This window comes from Ilyomonas limi (assembly GCF_005233845.1).
GTDB lineage: Bacteria > Bacteroidota > Bacteroidia > Chitinophagales > Chitinophagaceae > Ilyomonas > Ilyomonas limi.
This window is the reverse complement of the sequence record NZ_SZQL01000012.1, coordinates 23,303-35,603: the sequence shown is the minus strand read 5'-3', so window position 1 is coordinate 35,603 and position 12,301 is coordinate 23,303. Positions and strand designations below refer to the sequence as shown.

Genomic DNA, 12,301 nt, shown 5'->3' with positions numbered 1-12,301 from the left:
ATTGTACACTTGGAGACTGATTTAAATCATCTCTGCTCCTGATACATATTCCCACTTTTACCTCAAAGATTATTCAACTTGCAACTGCTGGTTAATAGTATTAAAGATGTAGTACATTACAATAATGAAAACATCAAAGCCTATAGACAGTCTTACTCGTTATACCTTAGGCATCTTACTTGGCTTTGTAGCATTAAATGCTTTCGGAGGCGGGTACTACGGCATGTCAGGTGCAAAGAACATTCCTTTGGAATGGCTAGCAGGTAGCCCCTTTCGCAACTATTTTATACCAGGTCTTTTTCTCTTTCTGATTGTTGGCGGTTCAGCGCTTATTGCTTCAATTGCCGTATTCAGGCGAAGCCATATGGCAGGTAAAGCTGCTTTTATTTGCAGCATTATTGTTCTACTTTGGCTTGCTATCCAGGTCTCTATTATTGGCTACGTTTCGTACATGCAACCAACTACAGCGCTTGCAGCAACAATCATTCTTTTTCTCACCTGGTTGATAGCAAAACATAACGATTCTCATAATCAATAAATGAAACATAAAAATACCGTTACCACTTCAGTTATACTCACTTTCAACACCACATATATTTTTACTTCTTCGCTCAAATCTTTGTGCATAATGCAGCACTTTTCTTAAAAAGCAGCGCTCCTCGGCTACAAAATCTTACTTTACCAACTACTTAACAAGACTATAGCCTGCTATGCGGCCAACATCCTTTTTGGCACGCCTTGCTGGTATGCTAATTGTACCTTATAACATAAAATATGGTATGGGCAAAGATCAAAATGGCACCTTTCATCCTCGTAAAGGAAAGCCATCGGGAATCAACAAAGACGAAGGGCTGGGTTTTACTTCTACACCGCCCGAAAAGCTGGATAAGTATTTGGAAACAACGGGAAAATATACAACCAATGCCGATGAGTTGCAGCCTTCAATCAAGCGGTAGCATCCAAACCGCAATACCAGCAAAAACGAAGAGATAAAAAAGGCTTGATACAAACCAATAATGTACACTAAGTGGTTTGTAAATAAACAGCTATCGTTAATTTTTTTATTATATAGGTAAATGCAATATCAAAAACAGAGCTTACGGCTACGATGTTCAAATCTTTGCAAAATATAGTATAATATCAATGCTCCGCAAGAGCATATTCAACAATTTTTAATCACTTAAAAGGAAGAATATGGCAAAACAAACAATGGGAAAAGATGATAATGGCACATTCCATCCGGGAAAGGGAATGCCATCGGGCGTAAATAAATCAGAAGGGCTGGGCGTGGCGGCTACACCACCCGAAAAGTTGGATGAATACCTCGAAATGACGGAAAAATATACAGTGGGCCCTGATGAGCTGGACCCCTCTGTACGGATACGGCATCCCAACCGCAATACCAGTAAAGGTGAAGAAAACTTTAAAGGAAAAATGAACACTCAGGCAAGTGATAAAACGGTTAATGAAACCTTTACAGAAGAGCGCGTAGAGGTAGTGCCGGAAGAACTGCCAGGCATTCTTACCAAAGAAATTTTTTCGGAACTGGCAAATTATAAAGCCGATTGTACTATCTCCATATATCTCGATACGCACAACTCCGGTATGCAGGTAAATAACCGTTTCGATCCTATCAACTTTAAAAATCAGTTGCAGGAAGTTACCCGCCGTTTGGGCGATAAAGGTCATGATCAGGGCCATGTAGAGCGCCTGCTGAAACCCGGCTACGAGCTGCTGCGCAATTTTGATTTTTGGATGGATTTGACACCAGGTTTGGCGGTTTTTATTGCGGAGGGCTATTTTAAATACATTAAAATGCCAGCAGCACCTATAGTGGAAGGTATAACCATAGAACCCACGTTTTATGTAACCCCACTTATACCGCTGATGACGCGCAATGAATATTTTTATATACTGGTGATTGCTAAGAAATGTGCGAAACTCTTCAGGGCAGATGCATGGGATATAGAAGTAGTAAAGGATGTGAATCTGCCGCAGGATATGGAGGATGTAAAACGCCTGTCGGGGCTTGATGCCACTACCTTTAGGTCAGGTAGCTCGGGCACCAGAGCTCCACGTTATTCGCAGGAGGGTGTTTATCATGGTGTTGGCGGCGGCAACCCGGAACCTAAGGACAGTATGCTGGTATATTTTGAAGCAGTAGATGATGCTTTATGGGATCAGCTTTTAAATAAAGAAAATGCACCGCTGTTGCTTGCTGGTGTGGAATACGAAATTCCTATGTACCGCAAAGCGTGCGACTACCACAATGTGTGGCCCGACGCACTAACCGGCAACCGCGAACGTCAAGATAAACATGAGCTTTACAAGGATGCCATGGAAGTGATGAAGCCCTATTTTGAACAAAATAAAAAACGGGCATTTGAACTGTACATGAATAATTCGGCTACCAGTAAAACCACTTCTATTGTGGAAGATATTGTACCTGCGGCGTATTATTCTCAGATATCGCACTTGTTTGTTGCCAAAGGCGAACATTTGTGGGGCACTTTTGATGAGGTAAATAACAAATTGCAACTACACAATACCCCCGATGAGGGCGGCGAACACCTGATAGACAATGCAGTAGTAAAAACACTGGCAAACGGTGGCGAAGTATATCTGCTGGAAAAAAATGAAATGCCGGCAGATGCACCTATGGCAGCCATTTTGCGGTATTAATACTTTATTGTTTAAGGATACAGGTTTGGTGAAGAGGAGGAAGAAATAAAGTGAAGAAGGAACAGTGCGTTTGACAAAATGCAGCGTTTAAACACGCTGCATTTTTTATGTAGGTTTACTAAAAGTGCCTTTTTACGAGCGCTTGTGTATCCATTATTGAAGTTAGAAAGTTTATGTGTCCTTCTGTATGTTATTAAATTCAGCAATCAAACTTTGCCTTTTATGCTGCCGAAGGAAGCATCTGAACATTGTACCCGGATCATTCCTTAAATTAAACTTTGATTTATAACAAATCACAGGTGCTTCGTACCTCAGTGTGACAAAGGCAAAGTTTGATTTTGGAATTAAATTTCCTATACAAGCACATTGCAAAGGACACTGTGGTTTTGACCATGCGTTTTTTTCAACACTTTTACTCCTGCGCTTCACTCCCGCTTTCAATGCCTTTCAAATAGCGTTGCAGATACCGATAATACACTTCATAAATCAGCAGATGACTTTGCATGTTATAAGCAGCGCCATGCGCACCGGGCGGATAAATGCGCAACTCAGCATCTTTACCAGCATTGGTTAAAGCAGTAAGCAATTGCATGGTATTGGCAGGATGCACATTATCATCGCTCATAGAATGAATTAATAATAAATGATCCTGCAAATTGGCCGCGTGAGTAATAGCCGCACTGTTAATGTATCCTTCTTCATTATCCTGCAAAGGCGCCATGTATCGTTCGGTATAAATATCATCATACAAGCGCCAGTCGGTAACGGGAGAATTGGCAATACCAACCTTAAAAACACCAGGATGTGTAAGCAAGGTATAAGTAGTAATATAGCCACCGTAGCTCGTTCCCATAATCGCCATTTTGGAAGCATCTACATACGGAAGCGTAGCAAGATAATGTGCCGTTTCAACAAAATCATTGCTCTCCCATTTGCCCAACTTCTTATATACAATCTTCATAAATGCGCTGCCATAGTTGGCCATACCGCGATTGTTCACATCTACAACAATATATCCGTTTTGCGCCAGCCATTGTTTCCAGCCGCTGGTTTCAAATTGGTTAAACACATCATGCGATTCCACACCACCGTAAACAGTAAAAACTACAGGGTATTTTTTGGTAGAATCAAAATCATAAGGCTTTATAATAGAAGCATCCAGCATTACACCATCTGATGTTTTGAATTGAATCAACTGAGGATATGCATATGCATGATTATCGAGGTAATTACTTACCTGCTGATTATCCACAAGCAGTTTCAGTTCTTTGCCCATATTGTTGTGTAAAGAAACATGTACCGGAGTAGTAATATTGCTATACGTATTGAGATAATACTTTGTATTCGGACTCATATCAATTTTATGGTAGCCCGGCACAGTAGTGAGCTTTTTTTCGTTTGCGCCGCTAAAATCAATGGAGTATAACTGCTGTTGTAAGGGCGACGCCTCAGCAGAGAGATAATATATTTTTTTACCTGCAGGATCAATGCCGCTTACTTTAATCACATCCCAATCACCTTTGGTAACCTGATTAATTAATTGTCCGCTATAATTGTAACGGTAAATATGATAATAGCCCGAACGATCTGATAACCAAAAGAACTCTCTTGTTTTTTCGGGGAAATAAATCATATCATTTACATCGGTATAAAAATTAAAGATGGCTACCCAGGTATTATTCTTTTCTTCCATCACCACATGATGTTCGCCGGTTTTTACATTAAAGAAGTATAATTTCATATCATTTTGTGCGCGGTTCAATGTAATCATAGCCAGCACATCAGGATCAGAAGTCCAGTATATCCGGGGAATATAGAAATCGCCGGTTTCATCCGGTGTCAGCCACACTTTCTGACCAGTTTTTACATCAATCACACCAATCTTTACAGCAGGATTTGGATCACCAGGTTGCGGAATAGGAATGCTTATTTCTTCGGGATGTAAGCCTTCGTAATTCGTCATTTTAAAAACGGGTACTTTACTTTCATCAAACTGCCAGAAAGCAATGTACTTGCTATCCGGCGACCAGTTCCAGGCTTGTGCCTGCCCAAACTCTTCTTCATACACCCAATCGTAATGTCCGTTAAATATGGCGTCTTCGCCGGTGGCATCATTGGTAAGTTGGGTTTCTTTGTTGGCAGCAAAATGGTACACATACATATTGCCACCCCGCTCAATACCTACCATAGAACCATCGGGAGAAAGTTCGGCAGTACGGGCATCTTTTGCAACAGGCTGCAGGCTTTTATCAGTGAGTGAATAGATATAATAATCGGCAATACCGGAGCGGCGATAAATCTTGCGGACATTGGTTTTGAATACCAGGTGTTTTGAATCGTGCGACCATTGAAAAGACTCATAATTAAAAGTAGAATCAGTGCCAGGAAATTGCAAACTACTATTATCAAAAAGCAATTTATGATTTAATGTAGCAGGATCAAAAATATGGATTTCTTCCTGCTGTTTAGCTTCGTTGTAATCAATGTAAGAATATTGGTTACCGCCATTAATCCAGTTTACACTTTGCGGACCTTCAGCGCCCATTAATTTATACGTAGAGAATATAGCGTCTTTAAGATTGCTATAGCGTGCTTTATTTTGTGCAAAAGAAGCAATTGGCAGCAGCAGTATCAATACAACCACATACTTTTTGTAAGCCGGTAATTTGACCATAACTTTAATTTTAAGAATTGAGTTTGTTCAGGAGTATCAAAAGTCGTGTTTTATAGCAAACGATCGCTTCTTTCCATTAAACCTTGGGAATAAGGATTATCTCCTGTTGTCTCACTACTCCTATGAGCTGTATATTGTAGAGGCAGCATACTGTGGAATATGGCTAATGCTGCCTCTGATTGTAAAGACGTGCCCGCAGCTAATCTCATTAAAGCTGTTTATGATATTACGTTTACAAAGGAAGAGCATGTTTATAACACGCAACTTTTGAGGCACAAATAAATTGCTTTAAATTTAGGAATACTCCTTACATAAAAAGGCAACGCCAGATCGACGTTGCCTTTTTATACGAATTTTTGTTGCTTATCAAAAGCTTTATATTTTTAAAAGCTCCTTACTGTTACAGCTTTTACTTGCCACTTACATTATTTCTCAAACTCCCGAAACACACTTTAATTCATTATGTACATCCTGTTTATTATTTCTACAACCTTTTACCTTCTCCGTGCCCCTACTCCGTTCTTAAATTCTTTACCGGATTGCTGATGGCTACTTTAATTGCCTGTATGCTGATGGTTAAAAAGGCAATCAGGAATGCAGTAGCCCAGGCCGATAAAATAATCCAAATGGTAAAAGGTGCTCTATAGGCAAAGCCCTCCAGCCAGCGATTGATAAAATACCAGGCAACAGGCGATGCAATAAAGAAAGAAATAAATACCAGCTTCAAAAAGTCTTTCGACAACAACGATACTATACCCACATTACTTGCCCCCAATACTTTGCGGATGCCCATCTCTTTGGTACGTTGTTCTATGGTAAAGGTAGTAAGCCCAAACAAGCCCAAACACGAAATAAAAATGGCTACAATGGTAAAGTAACGGATAATGGCAGCCAACCGGTCTTCGGCTGCATAGTTTCTTTCAAAATCCTGGTCGAGAAAGCTATATTCAAAAGGTTCATTCGGGTTAAGTTTACTCCAAATGGCAGCCATGCTACTTAAAGCCGTTTTAATATTACCAACCTGCACATGCGCTATCAGATAATCGTAGCTCGGACGGCTATTCAGAAAAAAACCATACGATTCTATGCCTGTATGCAGGTCTTTAAAATGAAAGTCTTTTACCACACCCACTATATTAAACAGGTTTTGCTGACCACCAAATTCGCCCACTATATTTTTACCAACTGCATCATTCGCATTAGCAAATCCAAATGTTTTAACCGCCTGTTCATTTAAGATAATACGGTTATTGGTATCGGCTGGAAACTGCTTCGAAAACAGCCTGCCGGCAATCGGCGTAATACCCAATGTTTGTAAATAACTGTCATCTACAAAATTGATAAACACATCTTTGTTTTGCGCAGCCGTACTGCCTTGTTTATACAGCAACCAATCGGTAGTATTAGTTATACCGGGATAATAAATAGAAGCGCCTACCTTATCAACTGCAGCAGCATTGGCCAGTTCATCTTTAAGGGAAGCATAGATATTTTTTGCTGTGGTGGTACGCAGCGGAATGATTACCTGCTGGTCTTTTATAAAGCCCAGATCCTGGTTGCGCAAAAACCTCATCTGGTTGTTGATAGAAGCAGAAGCAACAATCAATGCCACCGAAATAACAAACTGAAATACAACCAACACCTTACGGAATGAAATAGCCGCCAGCGAATTGGAAAACCTGCCTTTAAGCACCGTTACCGGCCGGAAGGCAGATAAATAAAAAGCAGGATACAAGCCTGCTATAAAGCCTGCTGCAATGGTAACAAGCAAGAAGCCACCAAGCAAACCGGCATATTGGTTTAAGGAGAAAGCAAACGTTTTGCCCGAGACATTCTCAAACAGCGGCAGCAGAAGAAAACTGCCTGCAACAGCAATAATAAATGCTAATAAAGACAATAAAACTGCTTCGCACAGGAACTGCTTTATTAATGCCTTCTTCTCTGCGCCCAACACTTTGCGTACACCAATCTCCAATGCTCTTTTAGAGGAGCGTGCAGTAGAAAGATTCATAAAATTAACGCAGGCAATCAGCAGTGTAACAAAAGCGATAGATAAGAGTATGTATAAATAACTTAAGCTGCCGCCCGGCGTTACATTACCTTCATCATTGGCATATAAATGAATAGCTCTTACGGGTGTAAGGTATTGCTTACGGCTGCGGCCGGAACCTTTTAAATCATCACCGGCATGTTTTTGTATAAACGCTGCAAATTTGGCCTCCAGCTTTTTAGCATCAGCGCCGGGCTTTAACAGGAGGTAAGAAAAAAACATGTTGTTATTTACCATGTCGGTCATGCCACTTACCCACTGTGCTACATCACCGCCTTTCATACTCATGATAAAACGGGCATCTATATGCGACGGTGTTTTGGCAGGTGTAAATACACCTGTTACTTTAAAATCGTACTCGCCGTTGGTATTACTGTTAATATGCAGCGTTTTGTTTAATGCCGGCTCATTGCCAAATATTTTGTGGGCTATCTCATCTGAAATAACCACCGAGTTAGGCTCGTTTAATGCAGTTGCCGCGTTACCCTCTTTAAAGCTGTAAGTAAACAAGCGAAAAAAAGTGGAATCGGCTAAGTAACCTTTTGTCTCGTAAAACGATTTTACATCATTACCTATTTGATATTGCAGCAAGGTTTTATCGTCCTGAAACAAATTCACAAGCCGTGCAGTGCTTTCAATTTCCGGAAACTCCTGCTGCATTGCCGGCACCATCGTAGCTGGTGTGCGGCCATAACGGCTTGCTTTACCTTCTATCGTGCTCTCGGTTCCTAACTGGTACAAACGGTCGCCCAGCTTCTGGTGCGCATCGTAGCTCAGTTCCTGGTAAATGTACATGGAAATAAGCAGGCAACAGGTCAGTCCAATTGCCAGTCCAAAAACATTGATAAATGAGAACAGTTTATTTTTTGCAAGGCTCCGGTAAGCAAGCCGGAAATATGTTTTGATCATACGCGCAGTTGTAAGAATGGAGTGAAGGTTTGTTATAACATATTATCCTGCATGCAGGAGCGTGCCAGTTTATGATTGCTTTATTGTCAATGATTTAATAAAATACAGGAATACGAAACCGTTCGTTAATGAACAGTTATTGTACATAAGCGATACAAAATAATTCAGTAAGCAGGTTGCCGGATTGTGGTAACAAATAGTTTTCTATATACACCAGAATTTTGTACCGGCAACCGGAAAATGAAGGAACTATTTTATTATTCCGTTCTCAAATTTGCAAACAGCAGACGCGCCTTATTTAATGCGTACATCAATCCATTAACACTTATTTTTGAGCAACGGAATAAAATAAGTTTATGCAAGCATCCAAGCTACTGTATGTAGTACTTATTATACTATTGTTCTGCCAGTGCAAAACAGCAAGACCAAAAGTATCACTGCCACTCTCTCCCACTGCTTCCATTGTTGGTGAGGGTTTTATTAACTGCTTTGAGAAAGATCTCTCCGTTGAAGGAAAGCCCTTATGGTGCGAGGCTTCTGCTATTGTGTATGATGGCAGTAAGCTGCTTTTTGCCAATGATAAAGACATGCCTGATAAAAGAACCTCGCTGTTTTACTTACCATTGCAGAACGGCTTTATAGATACCTTGCAGGCACCCGTTTATTCCGAAAATCCGGTGATAAAATATGCAAAGAAGTATGAAGATTTTGCTATAACCCCCGATGGTAACTATATTTTTTTAAGTACCGGGTTCGACAGGGTAAAAGAAGGCAGTACTGATTGGGATAGCTACAATACTATTTTATATTGGAGGACCAGCGATGAAACACACCCCAAAGTACTGAGCATCAACGGAACAGATAGCACATCGGTAAGCTTACGGCAAAAAATATCCAAAGCGTTAACGTCTGCCGGTTTTCCCGACGGTGCGCCTTATTTTAAAATTGAAGGGCTGGCCGTAACCAGCAATACCATGTACTGGGGTGTAAGAGAAGAAGGAAGGAAGTACGATGATTTTGCATACAAAATAAAAATCCTTACTTCTCCATACACCATCCGCAACGGCGTGGTGGAAGTAGGTGAGATCAGCCTGCTTACCGATTTTGCCATTTCTGCCATCAATCCATCCAATGAAACTATTGCAATTTCCTCTATCGAATACGACCGTTTTAATAAGCGTTTTCTGATATTGACCTCTTATGAAAACGGCGATCAATTGGGCGGCTACTTATGGACAGCCACACTGGATGAGTTGAAACAGCACAGGATGCACCTTGTAAGAGATGTGCAAGGCAAGGCAATAGACTTTCACCATAAGTGTGAGGATGTTGCACCCATCAGCAAAAACAGGGTTATCATCATAGAGGACGATGACCGGGTAGTTACTAAAATGGGCAATGCAGTACGGCAACCCAACCAGGCAGGATACAGTATTGTGGAGTTTAAGTGATTGCCTAACCTGATACGAATTATTGCTTCTACGCAATATTGAAAGACCCGTAGCTTATCTAAACAGGACTAACCATTTGCTTCCGGATAAATTAAAAAATGGAAATCCGCACCATAATCTTCCGAACAATCAATATAAATTAACTAAAAGAAAAATAGAAAATCAGCTTTCAACTGTAATACTAATCTTGTCACCGTTGATCCTTTTTATTTCCTTTTACCTGTTTTGCTATCCGTTTCCAGACTGGGAATTCGCCGCGCCCGGTACCAAATGACTGCTTTTCCGTTTGGGAACAGATAGTTGCTACTTTACTTACTTTTTGTATAAGCTAACGCGAACTCATGGTGTTTATTTATTTTCAATAGTTGATCTTAGTTCTAATTATAAATGAGCCATTTGGATAGGCGATTTTGCTGCATCAAATCAGGATTGTTGAATTCAGACTGAAACTTAATCAATCATTTTACCTAATAACTTGTTTTACACGCAAAATACCCTGAACTCACGTTATATATACAGATTTCAACACCTTTATCTTTTGCAGAAACCGCGAGTCCGGAAGTAAAATTAAACTCCTTTGCAGGGTTGCTTTAATGGTGTTGTTTGCCTTATCAATTTTCCGGTTAATCAATATAGGAATCAGATCCCACTGCTCCAGTGTGTTTTGCAACCTTACGGCCACCGGTTGCCGCTCTCATACCATGATGAATCAGTTCGACACCTGCTGTTTTTCGTTAAAAAACATCCCATTATACTGGCTGCAGAAGACAAACATATTCACCCAGGTTTTTCAAAATAGCCCGAATCGTTTATTGTTAATGATTGGAAGAAGAGGAAATGCAAAAAGGGCAAAAAGTAAAGCAAAGCCCATCCCCAACGTCATCTTTTTTGGCAAAGTAATCAGTTGCATTTTCATAGCAAAAGATCATTGAGTTGTAGTTGTAATAGTTCACAAATTGTATCGGTGTTTAATTAACCCGGAACCAGTCAAAATCAACATATCCTCCAGTTTGTTGAGTCGGATAGTTGAACAGGCAAAACTTATTACCGGTAAACATTTTGAGGCTGAACTTCATCATTAATTTATCGCCCAGCTGCTTAAACGTTTTGTTGTCTAAGCTATATTCAAAGCTGGCATCGGACGATGAGTTAGAAGCAATCGTACGCAAGTACACTGTTGTTGATGGCAAGGCAACCGAATCAACCATTTCACCATTGTTTACCATCGCCAGATACGATGCACCATTTTCACGCTTCACGCAGATAAAAGCGTACGGATCCTGAAACACAGCCAGCCCTGCTACATCACCATCTTTCATGTGCGACACATCCATTTTAGTTGTGGCAATGGTTGGCACCGTTTGATCGTGTTTCGCAAAAGGCCGTTGCGTTAATGTGTTTTGCGCATCGCGAAGCGTAGCAGCGGGTTTTACCGTCATCAGCCGCAGACTTCCACGCTTTTGCGTGAGTGACCATTTCGTAGAATCGGGATTGTGATTCCAGCCCCATTGCATACCTAGTTTTGTATCATTAAATTCATCGGAAGTCGGAAGGTCTTTAACAGGATATGCTTTGCCAACACCTGGCTTTTTATACGTTACAATTGCTTTTCCATTCAAGCCAATCATGGGCCAATCATCTACCCAGGTAACGGGTTGCAGGGAAGGAAAGCGACCAAAAGGGCCGCTATCTACAAACAGTATCGTCCACCACTCGCCGGTTCCGGTTTGAATGAGGGCGCCCTGGTGTATGCCGTAATTAATGCCTTGTGTGGTATCGTAAATAAGCAGCTTTTGTTCGTAGGGCCCGTAGATGTTTTTGGAGCGTAAGGCTACCTGCATACCATCCCTGCCACCATAGGTACAATAGAGATAATAATATCCGTTAATTTTATATACATGCGTGCCTTCCAGTCCTTTGCGAATATCGCCAGTGTACACCAGCGAATCAGGACCAATAGCATGAAGGTTGGAATCAACTTCTGTAATAGAAATCCTACTATAGCCCTGCGCTACATAAATTTTTCCGTTATCATCAAAAAATAAACCCGGATCGTAAAAACCCTTTGGTAAATGCGTAATTTTCCACGGACCTTCGGCTTTATCTGCCGTACACATAAAACCACCTTCATCAAGGGTAATGAATAACAGGTAAAACTTACCGTTGTGATATTTTAAACTGGTTGCCCATTGCCCGTGACCATAACGATTACATCCATCGAGATCATAACATTTGCTAAAATCAAAACGCGGCACTGCATTGCTGCAATATTCCCAGTTTACAAGGTCGTGCGATTTTAAAATTGTAACGCCGGGAAACACAAACATCGTTGTAGAAACCATGTAATAAGTATCGCCAACGCGGATGACATCAGGGTCGGGGAAATCTGCCGAAATCAAAGGATTAGTATAGGTACCGTTACCATTATCTGCGTGAACGTTTTGTGCCGATGACACAAACGTGTGCAACAATAGCAGCATATAAAAACAAAGAAAATATTTGCTGTTTTTACTCATGTCTAAAAAGAATTACGTT

At 40.8% G+C, this 12,301-nt stretch carries 7 protein-coding genes; 4 read left to right on the top strand and 3 right to left on the bottom strand.

Features of this window, described 5'->3' with window-relative positions:
• Positions 1–124: 124 nt before the first annotated feature.
• The 3 genes from FC093_RS14750 (at position 125) to FC093_RS14740 (ending at position 2,682) form a co-directional block, all read left to right on the top strand.
• Positions 125–538 (top strand): hypothetical protein, encoded by a 414-nt coding sequence (locus tag FC093_RS14750; RefSeq protein ID WP_137262571.1) that lies wholly within the window; start codon positions 125–127, stop codon positions 536–538.
• Positions 539–710: 172 nt separating this feature from the next.
• On the top strand, positions 711–956 hold the full coding sequence (locus FC093_RS14745; protein ID WP_137262570.1) for a hypothetical protein: 246 nt from the start codon (positions 711–713) through the stop codon (positions 954–956).
• 238 nt (positions 957–1,194) lie between these two features.
• Positions 1,195–2,682, top strand: a complete 1,488-nt coding sequence (locus tag FC093_RS14740; protein WP_137262569.1) for a baeRF7 domain-containing protein — start codon at positions 1,195–1,197, stop codon at positions 2,680–2,682.
• 412 nt (positions 2,683–3,094) lie between these two features.
• Here the strand turns inward: FC093_RS14740 and FC093_RS14735 are convergent, their stop codons facing one another.
• Together FC093_RS14735 and FC093_RS14730 are read right to left on the bottom strand one after the other, a co-directional pair.
• Positions 3,095–5,356: a S9 family peptidase gene (locus FC093_RS14735; RefSeq protein ID WP_137262568.1), complete on the bottom strand. Its 2,262-nt coding sequence runs from the start codon at positions 5,354–5,356 to the stop codon at positions 3,095–3,097.
• A gap of 511 nt (positions 5,357–5,867) precedes the next feature.
• On the bottom strand, positions 5,868–8,315 hold the full coding sequence (locus FC093_RS14730) for an ABC transporter permease (protein WP_137262567.1): 2,448 nt from the start codon (positions 8,313–8,315) through the stop codon (positions 5,868–5,870).
• A gap of 356 nt (positions 8,316–8,671) precedes the next feature.
• Here FC093_RS14730 and FC093_RS14725 point away from each other — a divergent pair, with 356 nt between their 5' ends.
• A complete protein-coding gene (locus tag FC093_RS14725; RefSeq protein WP_137262566.1) occupies positions 8,672–9,766 on the top strand; it encodes a hypothetical protein in 1,095 nt (364 codons plus the stop codon).
• A gap of 968 nt (positions 9,767–10,734) precedes the next feature.
• On the opposite strand, the gene FC093_RS14720 is transcribed toward FC093_RS14725, so the two are convergent.
• Positions 10,735–12,282 carry a glycoside hydrolase family 43 protein gene (locus FC093_RS14720; protein WP_137262565.1) on the bottom strand — a complete coding sequence of 516 codons (1,548 nt, stop codon included), beginning with the start codon at positions 12,280–12,282 and terminating at the stop codon, positions 10,735–10,737.
• Positions 12,283–12,301 lie beyond the last annotated feature (19 nt).